General features: G+C 67.6%; 27 protein-coding genes. 20 read left to right on the plus strand and 7 right to left on the minus strand.

Annotated elements, in window-relative coordinates:
- Positions 1-4 precede the first annotated feature (4 nt).
- The 18 genes from ABIE19_RS15700 (at position 5) to ABIE19_RS15785 (ending at position 17,999) form a co-directional block, all read left to right on the plus strand.
- The gene (locus ABIE19_RS15700) at positions 5-1,051 is read left to right on the plus strand and encodes a fumarylacetoacetate hydrolase family protein (RefSeq protein WP_354090167.1); all 1,047 of its coding nucleotides are present in this window, start codon (positions 5-7) and stop codon (positions 1,049-1,051) included.
- Complete coding sequence (locus ABIE19_RS15705; RefSeq protein ID WP_354090168.1) at positions 1,051-2,091, plus strand: ABC transporter substrate-binding protein; 1,041 nt, start codon at positions 1,051-1,053, stop codon at positions 2,089-2,091. The genes ABIE19_RS15700 and ABIE19_RS15705 overlap by 1 nt, the downstream gene beginning before the upstream one ends.
- Positions 2,088-2,645: a VOC family protein gene (locus ABIE19_RS15710; protein ID WP_354090169.1), complete on the plus strand. Its 558-nt coding sequence runs from the start codon at positions 2,088-2,090 to the stop codon at positions 2,643-2,645. Before ABIE19_RS15705 ends, ABIE19_RS15710 begins: the two co-directional genes overlap by 4 nt.
- On the plus strand, positions 2,642-3,397 hold the full coding sequence (locus ABIE19_RS15715) for an ABC transporter permease (protein WP_354090170.1): 756 nt from the start codon (positions 2,642-2,644) through the stop codon (positions 3,395-3,397). Before ABIE19_RS15710 ends, ABIE19_RS15715 begins: the two co-directional genes overlap by 4 nt.
- The gene (locus ABIE19_RS15720; protein ID WP_354090171.1) at positions 3,394-4,143 is read left to right on the plus strand and encodes an ABC transporter ATP-binding protein; all 750 of its coding nucleotides are present in this window, start codon (positions 3,394-3,396) and stop codon (positions 4,141-4,143) included. The genes ABIE19_RS15715 and ABIE19_RS15720 overlap by 4 nt, the downstream gene beginning before the upstream one ends.
- Complete coding sequence (locus ABIE19_RS15725) at positions 4,143-4,970, plus strand: alpha/beta fold hydrolase (protein ID WP_354090172.1); 828 nt, start codon at positions 4,143-4,145, stop codon at positions 4,968-4,970. The genes ABIE19_RS15720 and ABIE19_RS15725 overlap by 1 nt, the downstream gene beginning before the upstream one ends.
- Positions 4,967-6,445, plus strand: a complete 1,479-nt coding sequence (locus ABIE19_RS15730) for a 2-hydroxymuconic semialdehyde dehydrogenase (RefSeq protein WP_354090173.1) — start codon at positions 4,967-4,969, stop codon at positions 6,443-6,445. Before ABIE19_RS15725 ends, ABIE19_RS15730 begins: the two co-directional genes overlap by 4 nt.
- Positions 6,446-6,464: 19 nt before the next feature.
- Complete coding sequence (locus tag ABIE19_RS15735; protein ID WP_354090174.1) at positions 6,465-7,244, plus strand: 2-keto-4-pentenoate hydratase; 780 nt, start codon at positions 6,465-6,467, stop codon at positions 7,242-7,244.
- Positions 7,241-7,678, plus strand: coding sequence for a RidA family protein (locus ABIE19_RS15740; RefSeq protein WP_354090175.1), 438 nt, complete (start codon positions 7,241-7,243; stop codon positions 7,676-7,678). Before ABIE19_RS15735 ends, ABIE19_RS15740 begins: the two co-directional genes overlap by 4 nt.
- Before the next feature lie 16 nt (positions 7,679-7,694).
- Positions 7,695-8,228, plus strand: a complete 534-nt coding sequence (locus ABIE19_RS15745; RefSeq protein WP_354090176.1) for a 3-hydroxyanthranilate 3,4-dioxygenase — start codon at positions 7,695-7,697, stop codon at positions 8,226-8,228.
- Positions 8,229-8,240: 12 nt separating this feature from the next.
- Positions 8,241-9,023 (plus strand): 2-keto-4-pentenoate hydratase, encoded by a 783-nt coding sequence (locus tag ABIE19_RS15750; RefSeq protein WP_354090177.1) that lies wholly within the window; start codon positions 8,241-8,243, stop codon positions 9,021-9,023.
- Between the two features lie 4 nt (positions 9,024-9,027).
- The gene (locus ABIE19_RS15755; RefSeq protein ID WP_354090178.1) at positions 9,028-9,969 is read left to right on the plus strand and encodes an acetaldehyde dehydrogenase (acetylating); all 942 of its coding nucleotides are present in this window, start codon (positions 9,028-9,030) and stop codon (positions 9,967-9,969) included.
- A complete protein-coding gene (dmpG, locus tag ABIE19_RS15760; RefSeq protein WP_354090179.1) occupies positions 9,966-11,000 on the plus strand; it encodes a 4-hydroxy-2-oxovalerate aldolase in 1,035 nt (344 codons plus the stop codon). The genes ABIE19_RS15755 and dmpG overlap by 4 nt, the downstream gene beginning before the upstream one ends.
- 1 nt (position 11,001) lies before the next feature.
- Positions 11,002-11,544: an NADPH-dependent FMN reductase gene (locus ABIE19_RS15765; protein WP_354090180.1), complete on the plus strand. Its 543-nt coding sequence runs from the start codon at positions 11,002-11,004 to the stop codon at positions 11,542-11,544.
- A gap of 495 nt (positions 11,545-12,039) precedes the next feature.
- Positions 12,040-12,564: an RNA polymerase sigma factor gene (locus ABIE19_RS15770; RefSeq protein ID WP_354090181.1), complete on the plus strand. Its 525-nt coding sequence runs from the start codon at positions 12,040-12,042 to the stop codon at positions 12,562-12,564.
- 69 nt (positions 12,565-12,633) lie between these two features.
- Positions 12,634-13,572 carry a FecR family protein gene (locus ABIE19_RS15775; RefSeq protein WP_354090182.1) on the plus strand — a complete coding sequence of 313 codons (939 nt, stop codon included), beginning with the start codon at positions 12,634-12,636 and terminating at the stop codon, positions 13,570-13,572.
- Positions 13,573-13,672: 100 nt separating this feature from the next.
- A complete protein-coding gene (locus tag ABIE19_RS15780; RefSeq protein ID WP_354090183.1) occupies positions 13,673-17,248 on the plus strand; it encodes a TonB-dependent receptor domain-containing protein in 3,576 nt (1,191 codons plus the stop codon).
- A 13-nt stretch (positions 17,249-17,261) separates the two neighbouring features.
- Positions 17,262-17,999, plus strand: coding sequence for an energy transducer TonB (locus tag ABIE19_RS15785; RefSeq protein WP_354090184.1), 738 nt, complete (start codon positions 17,262-17,264; stop codon positions 17,997-17,999).
- A gap of 9 nt (positions 18,000-18,008) precedes the next feature.
- On the opposite strand, the gene ABIE19_RS15790 is transcribed toward ABIE19_RS15785, so the two are convergent.
- From ABIE19_RS15790 to ABIE19_RS15805, 4 genes are all read right to left on the minus strand, one after another.
- Positions 18,009-18,284: a hypothetical protein gene (locus ABIE19_RS15790; RefSeq protein WP_354090185.1), complete on the minus strand. Its 276-nt coding sequence runs from the start codon at positions 18,282-18,284 to the stop codon at positions 18,009-18,011.
- An 84-nt stretch (positions 18,285-18,368) separates the two neighbouring features.
- Complete coding sequence (locus tag ABIE19_RS15795) at positions 18,369-19,247, minus strand: hypothetical protein (protein ID WP_354090186.1); 879 nt, start codon at positions 19,245-19,247, stop codon at positions 18,369-18,371.
- Between the two features lie 150 nt (positions 19,248-19,397).
- Positions 19,398-19,703, minus strand: coding sequence for an I78 family peptidase inhibitor (locus ABIE19_RS15800; protein ID WP_354090187.1), 306 nt, complete (start codon positions 19,701-19,703; stop codon positions 19,398-19,400).
- A 60-nt stretch (positions 19,704-19,763) separates the two neighbouring features.
- A complete protein-coding gene (locus tag ABIE19_RS15805) occupies positions 19,764-20,729 on the minus strand; it encodes a helix-turn-helix transcriptional regulator (protein ID WP_354090188.1) in 966 nt (321 codons plus the stop codon).
- A gap of 99 nt (positions 20,730-20,828) precedes the next feature.
- Here ABIE19_RS15805 and ABIE19_RS15810 point away from each other — a divergent pair, with 99 nt between their 5' ends.
- Complete coding sequence (locus ABIE19_RS15810) at positions 20,829-21,473, plus strand: glutathione S-transferase family protein (RefSeq protein WP_354090189.1); 645 nt, start codon at positions 20,829-20,831, stop codon at positions 21,471-21,473.
- A gap of 9 nt (positions 21,474-21,482) precedes the next feature.
- On the opposite strand, the gene ABIE19_RS15815 is transcribed toward ABIE19_RS15810, so the two are convergent.
- Positions 21,483-21,986: a Clp protease N-terminal domain-containing protein gene (locus ABIE19_RS15815; RefSeq protein WP_354090190.1), complete on the minus strand. Its 504-nt coding sequence runs from the start codon at positions 21,984-21,986 to the stop codon at positions 21,483-21,485.
- Between the two features lie 10 nt (positions 21,987-21,996).
- Positions 21,997-22,215: a helix-turn-helix domain-containing protein gene (locus ABIE19_RS15820; protein ID WP_354090191.1), complete on the minus strand. Its 219-nt coding sequence runs from the start codon at positions 22,213-22,215 to the stop codon at positions 21,997-21,999.
- Positions 22,216-22,335: 120 nt separating this feature from the next.
- On the opposite strand from ABIE19_RS15820, the gene ABIE19_RS15825 reads away from it, so the two are divergent.
- Positions 22,336-23,172, plus strand: a complete 837-nt coding sequence (locus ABIE19_RS15825) for a hypothetical protein (RefSeq protein WP_354090192.1) — start codon at positions 22,336-22,338, stop codon at positions 23,170-23,172.
- 162 nt (positions 23,173-23,334) lie between these two features.
- Here ABIE19_RS15825 and ABIE19_RS15830 read toward each other — a convergent pair whose 3' ends face one another.
- The gene (locus ABIE19_RS15830) at positions 23,335-23,919 is read right to left on the minus strand and encodes a methylated-DNA--[protein]-cysteine S-methyltransferase (protein WP_354090193.1); all 585 of its coding nucleotides are present in this window, start codon (positions 23,917-23,919) and stop codon (positions 23,335-23,337) included.
- Positions 23,920-23,941 lie beyond the last annotated feature (22 nt).

Genomic DNA, 23,941 nt, shown 5'->3' on the forward strand with positions numbered 1-23,941 from the left:
TGCCGTGCCCGATGTCGCCGCTCAAAGCCTGGTGGATCGCCGCGCCGCGATCGCCGGGATCGGCGCTGGACTGCTCGGCCTCGTCGCGCCGCAGCCGGCCCTCTCATTTCAAAAGGTTGACCCGCCCATGACCTGGTTTGCTCTGGCCGCTCGCGCCGGTTCCGACGGCCCGCGCCCGACGATCAAGGTCGGCGACGCCTTCCACGACCTGCACGACGCCGCAGCCGTCCATGGCTTCGCCGCCGTCGCGGGCGACGTCACGACGATCATCCGTGACTGGGAGGCGCGACGCGAGGGGCTGTTCGGCCTCGCCCGCGCCCTGGCCGACGCCTCTGGTCAGGCGCTTCCGGCGCCCAGGTTGCTGACTCCGTTCGAGCCGCGCCGTATCTTCGGCGCCGCCTCCAACTTCATCGAGCATGCCGAGGAGATGCAGACCAAGCTGGCGGCCAAGGCCGACAGCGAGCCCTATATCTTCCTCAAGACGGTCGAGAGCGTCGTCGGTCCCGATGAGACGGTGATCGTGCCGCCGCAGGTGTCGCGTCCCGACTGGGAGGTCGAACTGGGCGTGGTCCTGGGCCGTGCGGGCAAGAACGTCGCCGTGGGCGAGGCGCACGAGCTGATCGCCGGCTACACAATCGTCAACGACGTCTCGGCGCGCGACCGCACCCGGCGCACGGACTTCCCGTTCTCGCACGACTGGTTCCGGGGCAAGAGCTTCGACACCTTCACGCCGCTGGGGCCGGTCTTCGTGCCGCGCGACTGCCTGGGCGATCCGCATGACATCCGCCTGGGCCTCTCGGTCAACGAGGCCTCGATGCAGGACGGCAATACGTCCGAGATGATCTTCAACATCTACGAGCAGATCGCCTACCTCTCGACCATCCTGGAACTGCGCGCCGGCGACGTGATCGCCTCAGGTACTCCGGCCGGGGTCGGCATGGGGCGCGGGGTCTTCCTGAAGGACGGCGACGTGATGCGGGCCTGGGTCGCGGGGGTCGGCGAGCTGGTCAACCCCGTCTCGGCGCCCCATCTGCCGCGAGGCGCCGCCTGATGGCCGCCCTGGCTCGTCGCGCCCTGATCGCGCCGGTCGTGATTGTGGCGGCGGTCGCGGGACTGACGCTGTGGAGCGCGTTCGGCGGCGGCGCGCCGAAGACGGCCCCGCGTGAGGACGCCCGCACCGTCCGCTTCAACATGGCCTGGCTGCCCCAGGGCAGCATGGCGGGCGTCTTCGTCGCCATGGACAAGGGCTATTTCGCCGAGGCCGGGCTGAACGTCGAACCCGTGCGCGGCTTCGGCGGCGTCCGCACCGCCAACGAGCTTGATCAGGGCATGTTCGAGTTCGCCTACCTCGACCCCCTGTCGGTCGCGCTCAACCGGTCCAAGGGCGGCGCAGCGCGGATGATCGGCGGCATCAACATGCGGCTGCCGGCCGGCGCCTGCTTCGTCAAGGAGCGGCATGCCGTCGCCAAGCCCGCCGACCTGGAGGGCCTGCGTTTCGGGGCCGGCCAGTCGTCGGCCATCCAGACCCTGATGCCGGCCTGGTTGCGCGACAACGGCGTCGATCCGGCGCGCGTCGAGCAGATCCAGCTCGATCCGGCCATCGTCGTCTCCTCTCTGGTCGAGGGACGCATCGACGCCGCCGAATGCTGGCTGGGCAATTCGATGGCCCTGTTCGACAAGGCCGCCAAGGCCAAGGGCGTCAGCATCGGCCGGATTGCCTACGCCGACTTCGGCCTGGACGTCTACGGCAGCGGCCTGGCGACGCGCGACGCCCTGATCGAAAGCGATCCCGCCCTGGTGCGCGCCTTCACCCACGCGGCCTATCGCGGATACGCCGAGGCGGCGCGAGACCCCAAGGGGGCGCTGGCGATCATTCGTCGTCACTATCCGCTGCTCGACGAGGCCGTGACCGAGCGTCAGATCCGCGAGACCGCCGACCTGATGGCCGCCGAGGGCGGGTCGCACCGGCTGAAACCTGAAAAGATCGAACGCACCGTCACGACCCTGCAGGCCAACGGCCAGCTCCAGGGCTTCGACGCGACCGAGACCCTCTTCACCAACGCCTTCATTCCGATGGGGAAACAGCCATGACCGATCCCGCATCCTATCGTCCGCGGCCGACGCGGCTGGGGCACCTGGTGCTGAAGGTGCGCGACATCGACCGGTCGCTGGCCTTCTACACCGAGGTCATGGGCCTGGAGGTCTCGGACTGGATCGACCATCAGATGGTCTTCCTGCGCGCCGGTCAGGATCACCATGACCTGGCTCTGCTGCAACTGCCGCCCGGTCATTCCGACGCGCCCGAGGGTCATTATCCGGCGGTCGAGCACTTCTCCTATCGCCTTGAAACCCTTGAGGAGCTGGAGAAGGTCGCGGCCATGCTGACGGCGCGCGGCGTGCCCATCGACCGGGGCATCGGCAGGCATGGTCCCGGCGAGAACACCTTCCTCGTGTTCCGCGACCCGGACGGCAATAATGTCGAATTCTATACCGACATGACCCAGATCGACGCCGAGCATCCCTACGCCCCCTCGGTGTGGGACGGAAAGAAGCTGGCGACCTTCGATCAGTGGAAGCTGGAACGCTTCCTGGTGCCGCCGCCGGCGCGCATCCAGGCCCTGTTGGACAAGGACGGCGAGGCATGACCCGTGTCCTGTTCAACCGCGACACGGCGATCAGCGCCGCCTTCTTCCTGTTGCTGGGAATGGCGTGGGAGTACGGCGTCCGCTGGTGGGGCGTTCAGGCCTATCTGCTTCCGCCGCCCAGCGCGATCCTGGCCGAGCTGTGGCAGTCGCGCGGGCCGATCCTGGCGCAGAGCCTTGTGACCCTGACCGAGGTCTTCTGGGGCTTCGTCATCGCCGTGGTGCTGGGCGTGCCGATCGCGGCGCTGATATATTTTTCGCGCACGGCCAAACGCACAGTCTATCCCCTGTTCGTCGCCCTGCAGAGCATTCCCAAGATAGGCCTGGCGCCCCTGATCGTCGTCTGGTTCGGCTACGGCCTGACCTCGAAGCTGATCATGGCCTTCCTGTTCGCCTTCTTCCCGATCATCATTTCGACGCTCGGAGGGCTGGCCAGCACTCCGGCCCATCTCGAGGAACACTTCCGCGCCCTGCGCGCCACGCCGTTGCAGACCTTCTGGCGACTGCGCCTGCCGGCGGCCCTGCCCAGCTTCCTCGACGGCTGCAAGGTTGCCATGCCGCTGGCCGTCATCGGCGCGGTGGTGGGCGAGTTCGTCGGCTCGAACGACGGGCTGGGCAATCTGATCCTGACGGCGTCGGGTTCGGGCCACACCACCCTGACCTTCGCGGCCCTGTTCGCGGTGACGGTCCTGTCGCTGCTGCTCTTCTACGGCGTCGCCTACTGGGAACGCTTCATCTGGTGGCGTGCGGCATGAGTGCGGAAATCTCCATCACGGGCGTCGGCAAGGCGTTCGACGAGCGCAAAGTGCTCGACGGCGTCTCCGCCGACATCGGCGCCGCCGAGTTCGTCTCGGTCCTCGGCCCGTCGGGCTGCGGCAAGAGCACCCTGTTGCGTCTGATCGCAGGGCTGATCCCGTTCGAGGAGGGGAGAATTCTGGTCAACGGAGCGGCCGTGACCGCGCCTTCGCCGACCATGGGCTTCGTGTTCCAGACCTCGAACCTGATGCCCTGGCTCAATGTGCGCGACAACCTGCTGCTCGGGATCAATCTCGACGCTTCGGCGCAGCGGTTGGACGAAGCGGCCTTGGCCGAACTGGTCGAGACCCTGGGCTTGACTGGCTTCGAGGCCAGCTATCCGCATCAGCTGTCGGGCGGGATGCGGCACCGCGTGGCCATCGGTCAGGCCCTGGCGCGCAATCCTCAGATCCTGCTGATGGACGAGCCCTTCGGGGCCCTGGACGCCCTGACGCGCGACCGGCTCAACATGGAGCTGCTGCGTCTGTGGCAGCGCGACCGCAAGACGGTGGTCCTGGTCACGCACAGCATTTCGGAGGCCGTGCTGCTGTCCGACCGCGTGCTGGTGATGTCGGAGCGGCCCGGGACGATCATCGAGGACGTGCGCATCGACCTGCCGCGACCGCGCGATCCCAGCCTGACGCGCGAAGACCCGGCCTTCGGCGACTACGTCGTCCGGCTCAGCAAACTGATGGGAGTGGCGTGATGGAAGGCGGGATTCTGAAAACCGCAGGCGCCGAAATCTATTACCAGACGCACGGCGCGGGGCCGGCGGTGGTGCTGGCGCACGGCATCGGCGGCAATCACGCCATCTGGTACGGCCAGATTGAAATCCTGGCGCGGTCGAACCGGGTCATCCTGTTCGATCACCGAGGCTTCGGTCAGTCGCGCGATCTGGATGGTCGCGGGCGCGACGCCTTCGTCGAGGATTTGACCACCCTGCTCGATCACCTGGGCGTGGACCGGGCGGCGCTGGTCGGCCAGTCGATGGGGGCGGGAACCTGCATCGGTTTCGCGCATCAGGCGCCGGAACGCGTCGCGGCCCTGGCGATCTGCGACAGCCTGCACGGCGTCGTCGAAAGCGAGGCGGTGAAGGCGATCATGGACGTCGCCCGCGCGAACACCGCCGCGATGGACCAGATCGACCGCGTCCTCGGCGCCGGCGCGCCCCGCGACCTGGCCATGCTCTATCGCCAGATTTCTAGCTTCAACGCTGCGGATCGTCACAGCCTGACAGGGCGGTTCACGGCGCGTCCGGCCGCCGATTTGGCCGGCAAGGGCTTCCCCATTCTGTTCCTGTGCGGGACCGAGGACGTGATCTTCCCCATCGAGGCGGTGCGTCTGGTTCAGGAAGAAGTCGCGGGCTCCTTCCTGGTCGAGATCAACGACGTCGGCCATTCGGCCTTCCTCGAGGCGCCGGTTCAATTCAACGACACCATTCTTTCGCTGCTTCAGATGGCCGGGCATGTCGGCAAGGGCGGCGCCGCACACAGCAACACCGCCGGCTATGCGCGGGTCGAGGGCAAGGCATGACGGACGCAGCCTATCCGTTCGCGCAACGCGACATCCTGAACTACGTCGACGGCGCCTTCGTCGCGGGCGAGGCCTTTTTCGACAATGTGAACCCGGTCACGGGAACGGTCGCGGCGCGGGTGTCCCAGGCGGACCGGGCCATGGTCGACTGGGCCGTGGCGGCGGGTCGCCGGGCGCTCAAGGGGCCGTGGGGGAAGATGTCCCAGGCCGAGCGCTGCAAGGTTCTGGTTCGCGTCGCCGAGGGGATCGAGGCCCGCTTCGACGACTTCGCCGCCGCCGAGATCGCCGACACCGGCAAGTCCCTGCATCAGGCGCGCACCATCGACATTCCGCGCGGGGCTGCCAACTTCCGCGCCTTCGCCTCCCTGGCCGAGGCGCGGGCCATGCCCAGCTTCCGCACTGAGCTGGCCGATGGGCGCAGCGCCATCAACTACGCCGTCGCGCGCCCGTTGGGAGTGGTGGCGATCATATCGCCGTGGAACCTGCCGCTGCTGCTGATGACCTGGAAGGTCGCGCCCGCGCTCGCCTGCGGCAATGTGGTGGTGGTCAAGCCGAGCGAGGAAACGCCTTCGACGGCGACCCTGCTGGCCGAGGTGATGGATGCGGCGGGCGTGCCGCCGGGCGTGTTCAACCTGGTTCATGGATTCGGGGCCGACTCGACCGGCGAATGGCTGACCGCCAACCCCGACATCGACGCCATCACCTTCACCGGCGAGTCGGCCACCGGCGGCGCCATCATGCGGGTGGCGGCGGCCGGGGTGAAGCCGGTCTCGTTCGAGCTGGGCGGCAAGAACGCGGCCTTGGTCTTCGCCGACTGCGATTTCGAAGAAGCCATCGCAGGCACGGTGCGGTCGGTCTTTTCCAACTGCGGTCAGGTCTGTCTGTGCACCGAGCGCATCTATGTCGAGCGGCCGATCTTCGAGCGCTTCGTCAAGGCCCTGGCCGAGCGCGCCGAGGCCCTGACCATCGGCGATCCCTGGTCGGGCGCCGACATGGGGCCGCTGATCTCGCACGGCCATCGCGACAAGGTGCTGAGCTACTATGCCCTGGCGAAGGAAGAGGGGGCGACGGTCGTCACCGGCGGCGGAGTGCCGTCGTTCGGCGGTCCGCTGGATCAGGGCGCCTTCGTCCAGCCCACGATTCTGACGGGCCTGGGTCAGGACGCTCGCTGTGTGCGCGAGGAGGTCTTCGGCCCCGTCTGCCATATCGCGCCCTTCGACAGCGAGGACGAAGCGATCGAACTGGCCAATGACAGCGACTATGGTCTGGCGGCGGCGATCTGGACGCGGGACGTGGGTCGCGCCCATCGCGTGGCCGGGCAGATGGAAACCGGCATCGTCTGGGTCAATGAATGGTTCCTGCGCGACCTGCGCACGCCCTTCGGCGGCATGAAGCTGTCGGGCATCGGACGCGAGGGCGGCGAGCATTCGCTGAGCTTCTATTCAGAACCCACCAACATCTGCGTCAAACTGTAAGGGAAGGGGAGCCCACGACATGGTCGACATCGCTGACATCGCCGCCAGACTGGACGCCGCCGCGCGTGACGCGCGCGCCATCCCGCAGATCACCGGACAGGAAGGCGAACTGGCGCTGAACGACGCCTATGACATCCAGCGCGCCGTGATCGATCACCGGTTGGCGCGCGGGGCGACCCTGGTCGGGGTGAAGATGGGCTTCACCAGCGAAGCCAAGATGGTCCAGATGGGTCTGAAGGATCAGATCTGGGGGCGCCTGACCTCGGACATGGTCGTGGCGGACGGCGGGGTTCTGGACCGCACGCGTTTCATCCATCCGCGTGTCGAGCCCGAGGTCGCGGTGCGGTTGAAGGCGCCCCTGACGGGCACGGTGAACTATGACGGGGCCCTGGCGGCCGTCGACGCGGTGGCCCCGGCCCTGGAAGTCATCGACAGCCGCTATGAGAATTTCCGCTTCGCCCTGGGGGATGTCGTCGCGGACAATGCGTCGTCTTCCGCCTTCGTGGTCGGGCCCTGGCTGCCTGCGGAGACGGATCTCGCCGATGTGGCGATGGAGATGAGCGTGGACGGGACCGTCGTCGAGAGAGGATCGAGCGACGCCATCCTGGGCGATCCGATCCGTTCCCTGATCGCGGCGGCGCGTCTGGCGGGCGCGGGGGGACTGACGCTGCAGCCCGGCTGGACCGTGATGCTGGGCGGCGCGACGGCGGCGGCGGCCATCGGCTCGGCGCGTTTGGTTTCGCTCGACGCCGGACGTCTCGGCCGGGTCGGTTTTACCATCGCGGGCGGCGCAGCATGAGCGGAGCTGAGAACGGAGAAGGCCGGGTCATCCCGGGCAAGGCGCGTCCGCGCGGCCGCTTTCCGCATTACCGCCGCGCCGGTGATTTCGTCTTTGTCTCCGGGACCAGTTCGCGTCGACCCGACAACAGCTTCGCCGGCGCCTCGGCGGACGAGTTCGGCGTCGTCAGTCTCGACATCAAGGAACAGACGCGTGCGGTGATTGAGAACATCGGCGCCATCCTGGCCGACGCCGGGGGCTCGCTGGCGGATGTCGTCGACGTCACCAGCTTCCTCGTGAACATGAACGACTTCGGCGGCTACAACACCGTCTACGCCGAGTACTTCGACGAAGCCGGCCCGGCGCGGACGACCGTCGCCGTCCACCAGCTTCCCCATCCGCATCTGCTGATCGAGATCAAGGCGACCGCCTTCATCCCGCGCATAGACCTGTGATTTCAGGACACCGCCCATGCTGACCTATGGACCGCCCTTCAACTTCCGTCAGTGGATCGCCGATCATCGCGAGCAACTGAAGCCGCCCGTGGGCAACGCCCAGATCTGGGAGGACGCCGACTTCATCGTCACCGTCGTCGGGGGCCCCAATCAGCGCACCGACTATCACGTCGATCCGCTGGAGGAGTTCTTCTATCAGTTGGAAGGCGACATGAACCTGCGCCTGTGGACCGAGGACGGTCCGAAGGACATGGCGATCCGCGAGGGCGACATCTTCCTCTTGCCGCCGAACGTGCCGCACTCGCCGCAGCGCCCGGTCGAGGGCAGCGTCGGTCTGGTGATCGAGCGCAAACGGCCGGACGGCGTGATCGACGCCTTCCAGTGGTATTGCGACGACTGCGGTTCCATCGTCCACCGCGTCGAGGTGCAACTGAAGAGCATCGTCCGCGACCTGCCGCCCCTGTTCGCGGCCTTCTACGCCAGTGAGGAACTGCGCACCTGCGGCCAGTGCGGCACGGTGCATCCCGGCAAGCATGCGACCCCGGCGTAAGGACAACTGACGATGTCGGCCTTGTATGAAACCACGGCGCGTCGGCTGCGCGAGGCCTATTCGGGCGCCGCCGTGGCGCCCCTGCGCGAGGTTCTGGCGCCGACCGATGCGGACGGCGCCTATGCGGTGCAGACGATCAACACCCGCTTCTGGGAGGCCCAGGGCCGGCGGATCGTCGGCCGCAAGGCGGGACTGACGGCCAAGGCGGTGCAGGCGCAACTGGGCGTCGATCAGCCTGACTTCGGCGTCCTGTTCGACGACATGCGTGTCGCCGACGGCGGCGTGCTCAATCCCGCGCGGACGATCCAGCCCAAGGCCGAGGCGGAGATCGCCTTCATTCTCGGCGCCGATCTACCGGACCCCGAGACGAGCGTGGCTCAGGCGGCGGCGGCGGTCGCCAGCGTCCACGCCGCCATCGAGATCGTCGATAGCCGCATCGCCGACTGGAAGATCACCTTCGCCGACACGGTCGCCGACAACGGGTCCTCGGCCTTCTTCGTGCTGGCCGACGCGGGCAGGGGCTTGGCCGGGCTCGATCTTGAAGGCGCGGCGATGGAGATGACTGTCAACGGCGCGGTCGCATCCACCGGCGTCGGGGCCGCGGCCCTGGGCAATCCGCTCAACGCCGCCGCCTGGCTGGCGCGCACCCTGGCGGCTCGCGGCGAGCCGTTGAAGGCGGGCGACATCCTGCTGGCCGGAGCCCTGGGTCCGATGGTCGCCCTGACCACCGGCGATCAAGTGGTCGCGACGATCGGCGGCCTCGGCGAGGTCCGTTTCACCTATGGCGAGGGCTGAAGCCATGACTGCTTCTAACGGCAAGACCAAGGTCGCCATCATCGGCTCGGGCAATATCGGCACGGATCTGATGATCAAGATCATGCGCCTGTCCGACACATTGGAGATGGCGGCCTTCGTCGGCATCGACCCGGAATCGGACGGTCTGAAGCGCGCCGAACGGCTGGGCGTCCCGATTACCGCCGGGGGGCTGGACGGCCTGGTCGCCTTGCCGGGTTTCGCCGACATCGCCATCGTCTTCGACGCGACCTCGGCGGGTGCGCACCAGCGGCACAGCGAGGTGCTGACCGCGCACGGCAAGCGGGTGATCGACCTGACCCCGGCGGCCATCGGCCCCTATGTCATCCCGCCGGTCAACGGCGACGCTCATCTGGATGCGGCCAACGTCAACATGGTGACCTGCGGCGGGCAGGCGACGATCCCCATCGTCGCGGCGGTCAACCGGGTCGCCAAGGTGCACTACGGCGAGATCGTCGCCTCCATCGCCTCCAAGAGCGCCGGCCCGGGCACGCGCGCCAACATTGACGAGTTCACCGAGACGACCAGCCAGGCCATCGCCCAGGTGGGCGGGGCGACGCGCGGCAAGGCCATCATCGTCCTCAATCCCGCCGAACCGCCGCTGATCATGCGCGACACAGTCTACTGCCTGTGCGACGACGGCGACCGCGAGGCGATCCGTCGCTCGGTGGAGGACATGGTGGCCGAGGTTCAGGCCTATGTCCCCGGCTATCGCCTGAAACAGGCGGTGCAGTTCGAGGCCATCGGCGACAACGAACCCCTGCGCATCCCCGAAATGGGCGGCGACTTCACGGGGCTGAAGGTCAGCGTCTTCCTCGAGGTCGAGGGCGCGGCCCACTACCTGCCGGCCTATGCCGGCAACCTCGACATCATGACCTCGGCGGCGCTCAAGACCGCCGAGAAGATCGCTGCAAGGATCGCCGCATGACCTTCGATCCCAAGACCGCCAAGCTCTATATCCAGGACGTCACCCTGCGCGACGGGATGCACGCCATCCGTCACCAGTACGGTCTCGACCATGTCCAGGCGATCGCGCGGGCGCTGGACCGCGCCAAGGTCGACGCGATCGAGGTCTCGCATGGCGACGGGCTGAACGGCTCCAGCTTCAACTACGGCTTCGGCGCCCATACCGACTGGGACTGGATCGGCGCGGTGGCCGAGGTGCTGGAGCACAGCGTGCTGACCACCCTGCTGCTGCCGGGCATCGGGACGGTGCATGACCTGAAGCGCGCCTATGACCTGGGCGTGCGTTCCGTGCGTATCGCCACCCATTGCACCGAGGCCGACGTGGCCAGGCAGCATATCGAGGCGGCCCGCGCCATGGGCATGGACGTGGCCGGCTTCCTGATGATGAGCCACATGTCAGAGCCCGACGCCCTGGCCCAGCAGGCCAAGCTGATGGAGACCTATGGCGCGCACTGCATCTATGTCACCGACAGCGGCGGCGCGATGACCATGGACCAGTACGCCGCGCGTCTGGCGGCCTATGACCGGGTGCTGAAACCCGAGACCCAGCGCGGAGTCCACGCCCACCATAACCTGTCGCTCGGCGTGGCCAACAGCATCGTCGCGGTCCAGGGCGGGGCGATCCGCGTCGACGCCTCTCTGGCAGGCATGGGCGCGGGCGCCGGCAACGCGCCGCTCGAGGTCTTCATCGCCGCCGCCGACGCCCAGGGCTGGAATCACGGCTGCGACCTCTACGCCTTGATGGACGCGGCCGAGGATCTGGTCCGTCCGCTTCAGGATCGGCCGGTGCGCGTGGATCGCGAGACCCTGACCCTGGGCTACGCCGGAGTCTATTCCAGCTTCCTGCGCCATGCGGAGAAGGCCGCCGCCGAGCACGGCCTCGATACGCGGGCCATCCTGGTCGAGCTGGGCCGTCGCAAGATGGTCGGCGGCCAGGAAGACATGATCATGGACGTGGCCCTGGACATGGCGCGCGCGGCGACGGTCGGCTGATATGGCGTTGTCCCTGATCGGTCTGTCGGGAAGCCTGCGTCGCCATGCCTACAGCACCGCCGTATTGGCGACGCTGGGCGACAGCCTGCCGGCCGATATGCGGCTGGAGGTGAGATCGCTCGCGGACATGCCGCTCTTCAATGACGACCTCGACGGCGAGGGCGCGCCCGCGACGGTCGCCGCCCTGCGCCGCGACATCGCTGCGGCGGACGGTCTGGTGGTGATCTCGCCCGAGTACAACCACGGCATGAGCGGGGTGCTGAAGAACGCCCTGGACTGGCTGTCGCGGCCGGGCGCGGACAGTTGCCTGCGCGACAAGCCGGTGCTGACGATGACGGCTTCGCCGTCGGCCCTGGGGGGCGTCCGGGCTCAGCAGCAGCTCAACGAGACCTTCATCGCCACCTGTTCCCGCCTGGTGATCCGCCGTCAGATCGTCATCGGCATGGTGGCCGAAAAGATCGTGGACGGCCGTCTGGTTCACCAGCCGACGCTGGACTTCATCCTGGACGGCGTCCGCGACCTGGGCGACGCCTGCAGGCATTGAAGAGAACCAGCAACCCGTCGTCTTGAAGAGGTTACGCCTTCCTGATCCGTTCGCTTGTGGAATGGTTTGTGCGCCCGAGGTCTTCCGACGCAATCGGTGCGCCGCCGGCGCCTATGTCATGAAGCTGACAACAGGTGTGAGGTATCGCCCAAATCCTGCTCCCGCACCCAAATATCTCAAAGCTCCGTAGCCATGCTGCGGGGCTTTCTGCTGTCTAGCCCAACCTCAATCGGGTGATGATCGCCGGCTGTGGTGATGCCGTGCACCTCCAACTGGAACTTGCCCAGGCCTCCGTCGGGATGAAGTCCAACCGATCGATCAGCCTACGCAATTCCGTCCGCACCTCCTCGCCGTCCTCGCGACCTGCGTGGATCTTGGCGTTTCCAACGTCCGAATATCGGGCCGTTGATTTCACTCTTCATGCCCTTTTGGTTCGTTGAGAATCATTATCATTTGCGCTAGGTGACGTGCGCTCATCACTGTCGGGACTCCGCCATGCCGTCGCCCATACCGTTGTCCGAGGACGAGATCGGAGAGACGGATCGGCGTTTGAGGGGGCTGGTCCGCAGTCGGGTCGGCAGTCGCGAGGACTGCGAGGACATCGCCCAGGACAGTTGGCTGCGCATGGCGGCCTCGGTGCGAGAGAGCAGGGCGCCGATCGTCAACGCCCGGGGCTATCTGTTCCGCATCGCGCGCAACCTGATCGTGGATCATAGACGGCGCGGCGCGGCCAGACCGCCGATCGACGGAGACGACGCCTTGCTGACGGTGGTCGATCCACGACCCAATCCGGAGAGCGTCTTGATCACCCGGATCGAACTGGCGCGCATGGACCGCATCATCGCCGCCATGCCGGCCCGTCCGCGCGAGGTCTTCCGCCTGTCGCGGATCGAGGGTCTGTCCTTCGCCGAGATCGGTCGTCGGATGAAGCTGTCGCGGCAGACCGTGCATGAGCACATGGGGCGGGCGCTGCTGGCCCTCCAGTTGGCGGCGGACACGGATTTCGACGCAGAAACCTGACAAGGGACGTGGTCTTTCGTCCTACACAGGGAGCGCCCGCGTCGGCGCGCGGAACAATGAGAGACGGATGTGAGCACAGGACGAAGCCAGGCCCAGGCGGACCCGGCAGCTGAGGCGGCGATCGCCTGGTTCGTGCGGCTGCACGACGACCCGGCCGATCCCAGTCTTCGTTCGGACTTTGAAGCATGGCGCGACGCCGATCCGCGCCATGTCCGTGCCTATGAGCGACTGCAACGCCTGTGGGGGGCGTCCGCGCACCTGCCCAGCCTGTCAGTGCAAAAGCCGACGATGGATCGGCGGAGGATGTTGCGCGGCGCGGTCGGCGCCGGCGGAGTTGCGGCTGTCGCGCTTGTCGGCGGGCGTCTGGCCCTGGGGCCGCATCCCTTCGCCGACTATGCGACCCGGCCAGGCGAGACGGCGCGCGTCGCCCTGGCGGACGGATCGCTGATCGAACTTTCGACCGCGACGGCGGTGAATGTGGACTTCAGTTCTCGGCGGCGTCGCCTGCGGCTGCTGGGCGGCGAGGCCTGGTTCCAGCCGGCTGCGACGGACGCCAGACCCTTCATCGTGGAAGCGGCGGGCGGCTGGATCGAGGCGGGCGAGGGGGCTTTCGTCGCGGCGATCGAGGTCGGCGGCGCGCGTGTCGGGGTCACGGCGAAGGCGGCGCGGGTGGGCATGGGGCAGGCCGTTGCGACCCTGGAGGAAGGCTATGGTCTTTCCTACGGCCGAGCGGGGCTGGAGCCGCCGCGCCTCTTGCCCGAGGACAGCATGGCGTGGCGCGACGGGCGGCTGATCTTCGTCAATGCGCCCCTGGGGCGTGTGGCGGCCGCCCTGGACCGATGGACCGGCGGGCGCACCTTGATCCTGGACGATGACCTGGCGGCGCGGCCCGTCACCCTGATCACTCGTACGACGGAAGCCGCGCGGGGCCTGGAGCGCCTGGCCCAGGCGACGCCGATGCGCATTCGGCGCGGCGGTTCCTTGCTCGCTGTTGTGACGTCTATATGAAAATAAATCTCATTCTCACCTGACGGCGGCAAGGCCTCATCGTCTTTCTCACCGAAGGCGGACGACTGTGGTCCGCCGATTTATCCCGCGTGAGGGGCGTATGAAGACGAGATTGGGCGGCGGCCGGGTTTTGATGATGGCCGTCTTGATGGGCACGACGGCCTTGGGCGCGGTCGGCGTGTCGGGCGTTCCGGCCTGGGCGCAGACGCAGGACACGGCGTTCGACATTCGGCCGCAACCGCTGGGCGCCGCCCTGGCGGCCTATAGCCGGACGACGGGCGTGAACCTGGTCTATGGCGCGGCCATGCCCGACGTGCGTTCGCCGGGAGCGGTCGGGCGGATGTCGTCGTCGGAGGGCTTGTCGCGCATCCTGGCTGGCAGCGGCCTGACCTATCGTTTCACCGGGGCGGGAACTGTGCGGCTTGAGCCTGCGCCCCAGCGTGCGGCGGGGGACGGCGTGATCCAGCTCGGCGCCGTGCGGGTGGAAGGCGCGACGGCTTCGTCCGGCGCGATCGGCGCGGATGCAGGGTTGAGCGACGATGCGATCTACAGCGAGCCGGCGCCGGTCGCGCACATCGGGGCCGACCGTATCGAACGCTATCGCGGGTCCAGTCCGGCGGACGTGTTCCGCGGCACGCCCGGCGTCCTGTCGGGCGAGGCGCGCAACGGGGCGGGGGCCATCGATCTGAACATCCGGGGTCTGCAGGGCTTCGGTCGGGTGACGACCAAGATCGACGGCGCCGAGAACGCGGTCACCGTCTATCAGGGCTATCAGGGCGTTTCGAACCGGACCTTCATCGACCCCGACTTCATCGCGGGCGTGGACGTGACCAAGGGGGCCGACGCGGCGGCGTTCGGCAACGCCGGCTCGGTCGCCATCCGCACCCTGGAGGCCGGCGACATCGTGCGCGAGGGCGAGACCTGGGGACTTCGGGTGCGCGGCGGCCTGCGCGGCAACACCTCGGACCCGACGGCCGGCGATCTGAGCGGCTATGTCTATCGCTCGGTCGTCGGCACGGCGGAGCCGTCCAAGACGGGCATGGACCGTCCCGGCGCCCTGGAGCCGACCAGCGGGTGGGCCAGCGTCGTCGGCGCCTATTCCAGCGACGCGATCGACCTGCTGGCGGGCTATACCTATCGCGAACAGGGGAATTTCCATGCGGGCGAGCATGGTCCCGTGGCGCGTCCCCTCAATATCGGCGACACCAAGATCTGGAGCGGCGTCCAGCCGAACACCATGATCAACGCCGGTCTGGCCAACTATCGGGCGGGCGAAGAGGTGCTCAACAGCCAACTGGAAACCCAGTCCTGGCTGGCCAAGGCCACAGCGCGTTTCGGCGACGGCCAGGTCGTGCAACTGGGCTACAACGGTTTTCGCAGCGAAGCGGGGGATCGCCTGGCGTCGCGCCAGACCAGTCGGGAAGGTCAGGCCCAGCAGCAGGCGCGGACGGCGGGAACCCTGCTGGACACCTATACGGCCCGCTATCTGTGGGCGCCGTCCGGCAGCGACCTGATCGACCTGAAGGCCAACGCCTACTGGTCGCACCTGGAACTGCGCAATCCGATCCGCGGGGGTCGTCTGGCGACGCCCAAGAGCCTGGGGCTGGATGAGAACTTCCGGGTCGGGTCCGATAGCGACCTGTGGGGCGTGGACGTCAGCAACCGGTCGCGCCTCTTCCTCGACAGCGGCGATCTGGAGCTGTCCTACGGCCTGTCCTATCGCGGCGAGGACACGCGCGGCAGCCGTCATACGGCCGTGCTGGAGGGCTGGAACACGCCGCGCGACGGCTTCCGGCACGAGGTCGCGGGCTTCGCCAAGGGCGCCTATACGCCGCGCGACTGGCTGACGCTGAACGGGGGGCTGCGCTACACCCACTATTGGTCGGAAGACCGCTACGATCCCTATGAGGCCTATCAGAACGCGCCGGAGAAGCAGGACGTCCGCATGGACGACGGCGGCTTCAGCCCGTCGCTGGGCCTGATCCTGCGGCCGATGGAGGGGGCGCAGCTCTATCTCAACTATTCCAGCACCCTGCGCGCGCCGGGCCTGACCGAGACCATTTCCGCCTTCAACAGCTTCGTCGCCAACAAGCGCATCACGCCCGAGCGGTCGAAGAACTGGGAACTGGGCGCCAATCTGGTCCGCAACGACCTGCTGGCCCAGGGCGATCGCGCCCAGTTCAAGCTGGGCTACTTCCACTGGGTTGTGGACGACTACATCGCCCGCAACGTCCGCACCGAGCCGACGATCACCCTGAACATAGAAAACATCCACCAGGCGCGGTTCGAGGGGCTGGAGTTCAGCAGTCGCTATGAGCTGGGCGGCCTGACGGCCGACTTCGCCGCCAACTACTACCTCGACATCCAGTATTGCCGCACGGCGGACACCTGCGGTCAGAAATCCCTGTACGGCGACTACGCCACCAATCACGTGCCGCCGGAATACAGCCTCGAGCTGGGGCTGTCGCAGAAACTGATGCAGGACCGGCTGACTGTCGGCGGACGGGTGCAGCACACCGGGCCGCGCGCCATCGGCCACGGAGACGTGACGGCCCAGGGCGCGGGACAGTTCGTCGCCCTGGTGGACTGGAAGCCCTATACCCTGACCGACCTGTTCGCCGATTATCGGGTCACGGACCGGCTGACGGCCAGCCTGCGCGTCGAGAACCTGTTCGACCGCTACTACATGGACCCGCTGGGTCTGGTGACGCAGCCCGGGCCGGGGCGCACCGTCTCCTTCAGCCTGACGCAGCAGTTCGGCGGCGATCGGCCGATCGCCTGGCTGGAGCCCTTCAGCCTGGAGCCGGGCGAGGTGACGCGCGACTGGACCGGCTTCTACCTGGGCGCGCACGGCGGCGGTCAGCATGCGTCATCCTCGGGAAGTGCGACCACGCTGAACGGGACGACCGACGCCAATGCGCAGCGCGAGGCGGCGAAATGGAGCGCGCCCAGCGGCCTGATGGGGTTGCAGGCCGGCTATAACCGCCAGTTGTCGAACCGCTGGGTAGTCGGCGTCGAGGCGGATTGGAGCCGCACCTATCTGCGTGATCGGGTGAAGACCTTGTCGCTTGATCCGGGCATGGCCAAGCAGGGCTATCTGGAAGCCGACCGCGCCTTCGACGTCAGCTGGACGGCGGGCGTCCGCGCTCGACTGGGCTATGCCTTCAGCGACCGTTTCATGGCCTATGGCGCGGGAGGACTGGCCTTGGCGCACGAGACCCAGTCGCGTGATCAATATGTCTCCAACTCGGGCCACGTCTCGGCGCCCCTGGGCAGCGAGACCAGCATCTTCTTCGTCGAGCGCGCCTCGGTGACGCGCAAGGGCTTCTCGGCAGGGCTGGGCGCCGAATACGCCCTCAACGACCGCTGGTCCCTTCGCGCCGAGTACAACTACAGCCGCTTCGGCAAGCAGGATGTGGACTTCGCCAAGGCGCGGGCCGGCACCGGCGCCAACTACACCAGTCAGCGTCAGATCGGGGTTGAAATCTATGATCCGTCGAAGGATCCGGCCATGGCCTGGCTGTGCGCCATCGACGCCTCGTTCTGCAGGCCGCGCGAGCGGCCGGTCTATGAGACGATCCAGCATAAGGGGTCTTCGACGGTGGAGGAGGGGCGGCGCACGTCCAGCGACCTGGACCTGCATGCGATCCGTATCGGCCTGAACTTCCGGTTCTGAGGCGGGGATGACGATGAGCGGCACGTCGACGGCCGTTGTGGTCGAGCCCCAGGCGCGGCGGTCGCGTCGCCGGCGCAGCGCCTGGGGGCGCGGGGTGGCGGCGTCGCTGCTTCTGCATGCGGCGCCCCTGTTGATCGCGAGCGGCTTCTGGGCCACTCGGCCCGAGGCGGTCCAGATTCCGGATCAGGTCTTCGAAGTCGAACTGGTGCGGATGCAGGCCCCGCCCAGGCCGCCTTCGGAACAGCCGCCGGGTCCGCAGCAGACCGAGGCCGCAACTGCGCCGGCCCAACCCAGGCCGCCGATCCAGCCGCGCCCATCAACGGCCGTCCCCGCGAACGTGGAGACCCTGCCCTTGACGGTGGAGCCTGAGCCGACGCCGACGGTTTCGGCGGCGCCGCCCGCACCTGCGACGACGGCGCCGCCTGCTCGCCCTGCGCCTCCGGCGTCCGTCGCCGCATCGGCGCAGACGTGGGAGGGGATGCTGCTGGCCCACCTGGAACGACGCAAGCGATACCCGGCGGAAGCTCGCGCCCAGCGGCGCCAGGGCGTGGCCTATGTCCGCTTCGCCATGACCCGGGACGGACGGGTTCTTTCCGCGGAGCTGGAACGCAGCTCAGGCTATCCGGCGCTGGACCGCGAGGCCGTGGCCCTGCTTCGCCGGGCCCAACCTCTGCCCAAGCCGCCGCCGGAAGTTCCCGGCGATCCGGTCAGCCTGTCCGTGCCGGTCGAGTTCTTCATGCGAAGTCGGTGAAGCGTTGGATCAGGCGGGCGGGACGCGATCGTCCAGGACCATTCCGCCGACGTCGGTGACGGGGCGCGCTCGATGGAGGGGATGCGCCTGGATGTCATTCGGCTTTTCCAGGGAGAACTGGGCGCCGACCAGTGAGTCATCCTTGGCGCAGAAGGGGTTTACCTGTCCCTCCCAGCCGCCGTTCAGCGAGCAGGAATAGCATCCCGAAACCAACAGGCTGCAAAGCGAGGCCGCGAGGACCTTGAGGCGTCGAGCATGCATTTCCGTTTGGCGGGGGCGATCCATGGCGCGACCCTAACATGGGTTGCGCAATTGGAAACGGCGGCTCCGGATGGAGCCGCCGTCGACGAGACGAACCAGGGCGAAGTCTTACCGACGAACCCGCGCCTGCAGGTCCTGGATCCGACGATCGAGATAGGACCGCTCGTCCGCAGAGGCCGTATACTTGCCGAAGGCGGCCTCAAGGCGGACCAGGTCGCCCATTTCCACGCGAATGTCCGCGGCGTCGGCGCGGGTGACCGATCCCAAACGCTCGGCGGCGGCCAGGGAGGTTTCCAGCTCGGTCAGGCGGGCGCGCGGCGTCGCGGGGGGCGTCGTCGCGGGCCCGTCGCCAAGGCGGGCGTCCAGGGCGTCGAGGCGCGTATCGAGATCGGCGCGTTCATTGGCGCTGATCGACCCGTCCGCGAGATAGCGGGCTTCAAGCTGGATCAACGCCTGATAATCCGTTCTCAACTGGGTGGCCTGGGTGCGCGTGATGCGTCGCGCGTTTACGGCGGCGTTGATGCGGCTTTCGAAGTCCGCCCGTCCCTGGGCGACGGCGTCCGTATCGGCGTATCCGGGCGCGCCTGCGTCGAGCGTCTGGATCAAGGCGGAGTATCGGGCGTTCAGGTCCGCCCGTTCATTCGCCGAGAACCGGCCGTCGGCGGCATATTGGGTCTCCAGGCGAACAAGGCCGTCGTAGTCAGCGCGAAGCCTGGTCGAGGCCGAACTCGAAATGGAGCCGGAGCGAACGCCCTGATCCACGCGCGAGTTGAACTGCGTCTGGCCTGTCCGCAACGGGCGTTCCGCGCGCAGCCAGGCCTGATCCATGGCCGACAGGCCCAGGCGATCGCCGAACAGCGTGCCGACGATGGCGCCGAGACGATCCTGGTTGGTCTGGTTGTTCGTCGATTGGGCCTGGGCGGCGCCGGTGCTGAGGATCAGCAATGCGCTCGTGGCGATCGGCGCAAGCCTTGTGGTCTTTTTCATGGGATGGGCTCCAGCCGTCTACGGGTATGAGATTCGAACGACAGTTAACCCCATTGGTTGCCGAGGCCGATGGCCAAGCGTGGCCGTTTTACAATCTTTCAAACTGCCGCCATGGCCCTAGGCCGTCTCGCCCGAGGGGAAAGAAGGGGGTTAGCCGCAGAAGGCCCTGACGATCTTGCCTGTCGAGGGATGGGTTTCGATGGTCACGCGCTCCTGGCGATAGTCCTGGGTGACGGGCTGTCCCGGTTGGATCTGGCGCACGCTGGAGGCGCCGGTGAGCCGCCGGGCCTGCTCGTCGGTGATGCGATCCCGACCCGCCAGCGCCTCAGCGGCGTCGGGTCTGCAAATCGCCGCCAGGTTTTCATCCGCAGGCGGGGCTGCGCTTTCACAGCCAGAGAGCATAAGCGCCGCCAAGGCCAGGCCGCCGACGGCGCCAAAGGTTGAACCAGGAATCATGAGGCGTCCTCCGATGCCCAATGAATGGGTCAGCGCCTGAAAGGATGCAGCGCCTCGCCCTCAGGCGGTCCGCGCCGGATGGTAGAGCTTCGCCGTGGCCTGGGCGAGTTCGGCCATTTTCTCGCGGAGGTCGACGGGTTCCAGCACTTCAGCCTCGGGGCCGAGGCGCAGCAACTCGGCCGCAGCGTGCCATAGGGTCTTGCCGATCGGGAAGCGGGCGATGCGCCAGCCGTCGGCGTCTGCGGTCTGATCGAGTTGCAAGCGCGCTTTGATATAGGGCCGGCTCAAGGCGTCGAGCAGGCTCACGCCGTCCTGCGAGAGGCGGACGACGGCGACATGGGGGTGCATCTCGGCTTCGAGGCGCAGGGTCGAGTCTCGCCAGTAGGCGGCCAGATCGAAGGCGGCGGGGCGGTCGAAGGCGTCGTCGTGGGTCGTGCAGTCGAGAACGCGAGCGACCCGATAGGTCCGGACGTCGCCGTCGATCAGTCCGGCCAGATACCAAGCGCCGGCCTTGAGCACGAGGCCGAGCGGGGCCAGGCGTCGGCGCCTTTCCGAACGCCAGCTCTGGTAGCGGATCGTGATCAGGGTCCCGCGCAGGACCGCGTCGGCGATGGCGCGCAGGTGTTGCGGCTCTTCGGCCTCGCCGAACCAGTTTGGCGCATCCAGGTGGAACCGCTCCTGGGTTCGACCAGCGTCCTGGCGCAGGTGCGCCGGCAGGGCGGCCATCAGCTTGTTCTGGGCGGCGATCATCGCCGCATCGAGGCCGAGCGCGGCGGCCGGGCCCGGCAGTCCCGCCAGGAACAGTGCGCCGGCTTCGCTCTGCGACAAGCCGTTCAATCGCACCCGGTAGCCGTCGAGCAGTCGATAGCCGCCGTCCGCGCCTCTGTCGGCGTAGACGGGGACGCCTGAGGCCGCCAGGGCGTCGATGTCGCGATAGATGGTCCGCACCGAGATCTCGCAGGCTTCCGCGAGTTCGGGCGCTGTGACCCGCCCCCTGGCCTGAAGGGTGGTGAGAATCGACAACATTCGGCTCGCGCGCATGAACCCTTGAACCATACATGACAGAAGGTGTCAGGTATGGGGGCTTACGACAGGTCATCGACAACACGCCTGATGGAAACGGCCATGACCGAAATGCAACCGATCACCCTCTATTACTCGCCCCAGAGCCGTGCGACCGGGACGCGGGTGCTGCTGGAGGAACTGGGCGCGCCCTATGATCTCCATGCCCTGAACGCCAAGACGGGCGAGCAGCGGCAGCCCGCCTATCTCGCGATCAATCCGCTGGGCAAGGTGCCTGCCGTTCGCCAGGGTGACGCCTTGGTCACCGAACAGGTCGCCATCACCCTCTTCCTCGCGGACCTCTTTCCGCAGGCGGGACTGACGCCCGCGGTGAACGACCCGCTGCGCGGTCCCTATCTGCGCTGGATCGCCTATTACGGATCGTCGTTCGAGCCGGCGCTGATGGACAAGGCCCTGAACCGCGAGCCGGCGCCGATCAATCAGTCGCCCTATGCCGACTATGACACCATGCTGGCGACGTTGGAGGCGCAGCTTGCGCGCGGGCCCTATCTGCTGGGCGAGCGCATGACGGCCGCGGACATCCTGTGGGGCGTCGCGCTCAGCTGGACCATAATGTTCGGCATCGTGCCGAAGAAGGAGACGTTCGTGCGCTATGCGGAGCGGATCACGTCGCGGCCCGCGTTCCAGCGGATCACCGCCGCCGACGCCGAGATGGCGGCCCAGCACGCCGCCGCAGTCGGCGGCTGACGGCGCTCGTCAGCGGGTGTGGGCCGCCTGGGCGATCGCGTCGGCCGTCGATTTCAGACGCGCGAGATCGACGCCCAGAGCGCGCAGCGCGCGAGGGGCCACGCCTTCCGACATGTCGGCGACGACCGCCACGACGTGGGCGCCGAGCAGGGGGCTGTGGCTCTTTCGGGGCGCCGCCAGGGCCTGCATGACCGCCTGGCCCGAGGCGGCGGCCTGATAGGGGCCAGAAGGCGTCGGCAAGGGCGCGGCGGTCGGCGTCTCTGCGATCAGGCCGATGCCGCGAAGGGCGTCGGCGTATTGCTGATCGATCGCGGCTCTCAGGGCGTCGGGCTCGGCGCCGGCCTGTTCGAAGGCGTGTCGCGCCGTGCCGTCGGGCAGGTCGAGCGCCGCCAGCAGGAAGTGTTCGGCGCCGGGCTGCCGCTGCTGATCCTGAAGGGCGTAGGCTTCGGCCCGTTCGCAGAGACGTTTGACGGCGCCCATGTCGTCGAGCTTGGATTTGAGGCCTTGGAACATCGAAGAATCCTTATCTGGAGCCGTCTGCCGTGACATCGGACAGTCGTTTGTGGGCCGCCTGCTTGGTGATCCCCAGGGCCTGGGCGATCCGCGACCATGACCAGCCCTGGCGCAGGGCCGCGCGGACGGCCTCGCGTTCGACGCTGTCCGCCAGTCTGCGAAGGGCGACGACCGCCGCGAGCCCTTCGGCGGGGTCGGTCGGAATGACGATGTCGCGCAGATCGGTCATGCGTCAACCTTAGTTGACGGCAACGATTGCGTCAACTCTGGTTGACGGTCATGCAAGGCCGCGACAGCTTGGCGCCGCCCTTGCTCGCGTCTGACATGGAACCATGCGGGGAGCGGCGAGATGGCGGCGATCACGGGCGGGGGCGGGCTGACCCAGCAGCTTTACGGCAAGTTGTTCGAGCGACTGAACACGGATGGCGACGATGCGCTTTCGCGCGCGGAGGTCGGCGCGGCCAGCGGGGTCTCTGCAAAGGACGCCGAGGCGGCGTTCAAGGCCCTGGACGCCGACGGCGACGGCCGGGTGGTTCGCGCGGAGATGGCGCCGTCCGATCGCTTCGCCGCCGACACGATCAACGCCATGCTGGTCGCGCAGGAAGCGGTAACGCCCGAAAACGACAGGAAGATCGTCGCCAGTCTGTTCGCGAGGGCGGACCTGGACGGGGACGGAGCCTTGAGCGCCGAGGAGATGGACGCCGAGCGTGCGGTGCGCCGATCGGCCAGCGTCGACGCCGGCTACAGCCCCACCCAGCTCTTCCTGGCCAGGGACCTGAACGGCGACGGCCTGCTGCGTCCCGACGAGGTCCTGGTGGGTCATAGGGTGAAGCTGAAGCTCGGCGGCGATCCGATCCGGGCCGACCCGGCTCAAGCGGCGATCCGGCCCGTTTCGATCCACGGCGACGCTGGGCAAATAGCGCCGGGTGAACCGGATCCGTTCGAACGTCGGCAGAAATTGCTTGATCGGTTCGAGAGCAAGACGCCGCCGCCCGATACTCCGTCCGCCGATACGACGCCTGCCGGAGGCTTTCGCCATTCGACGCGGGAACGGGATGAGATGAAGGAGCGGGCGGCCGCCGAAATAACGGCGGGGCCGATCAGCGATGCGCTTGTCGCCCGACTGATGCGGAACATCCTGCAGGGTTGGAATGCGGCCCCGACCTCCGTCGACACCTCGGCATGACGACGTCAGGGCGTGGTTTCCCCATGTCGCCTGACGCCAGCCTCGTGGCAGGGCAGGCGGCGTCGAAATAGACAAGGCTCATCTTGTCGCCGTCGACGCCTCGCCTGAATAGCCGATTACCGGCATGGCGAACGACCGGGCGATCCGTGCAAGGCGCGCCTATCAGAACTCGAACGCGCCCTGCGTCGGCGAGGCGGGTTTGCCGGGTTTCGGCTCGATGATCTCGACACCCTCAAGGCGCAGCATGCGGACCTTGGATTCCGATCCGCCAGGGGCGGAGAAGCCGCCGATCTTGCCGCCGGCGGCCAGGACGCGATGGCAGGGAATGATCAGCGGCACAGGGTTGGTCGACATGGCGACGCCGACGTCGCGAGCCCTCTCAGGACCCACGCCCAGGTCTCGAGCGAGGGCGCCGTAGGTTGTGGTTTCACCATATTTGACCTGGCGAAGGGCTTGGTAGATCCGCGTGAAAAACACGTCCTGCCCGCCGAGATCGACGGGGATTTCGGAAAAGTCGACGGCTTCGCCCTCAAAATACCGGGTTGCGGCGGCGATCACCCCATCGATGCGTGCATCGGGCGTGCCGTGTCGTGCGTCCGGCGCCCGACGTGTGCGCCAGCGCCGGACGTCGGCGTAATCCTGGGCGGGAAGGAGAAAACCGACGACCCCGGCGTCGTTCCAGGCGATCGCGCATTCGCCGGCCGCCGTGGGAAAGGTCGTGTAGCTGGGAGCGGTTGCGTAGGTCATTTGAACCTTCAAGCCTCGATCA

This window comes from Brevundimonas faecalis, from assembly GCF_040549405.1.
Classification (GTDB): domain Bacteria; phylum Pseudomonadota; class Alphaproteobacteria; order Caulobacterales; family Caulobacteraceae; genus Brevundimonas; species Brevundimonas faecalis.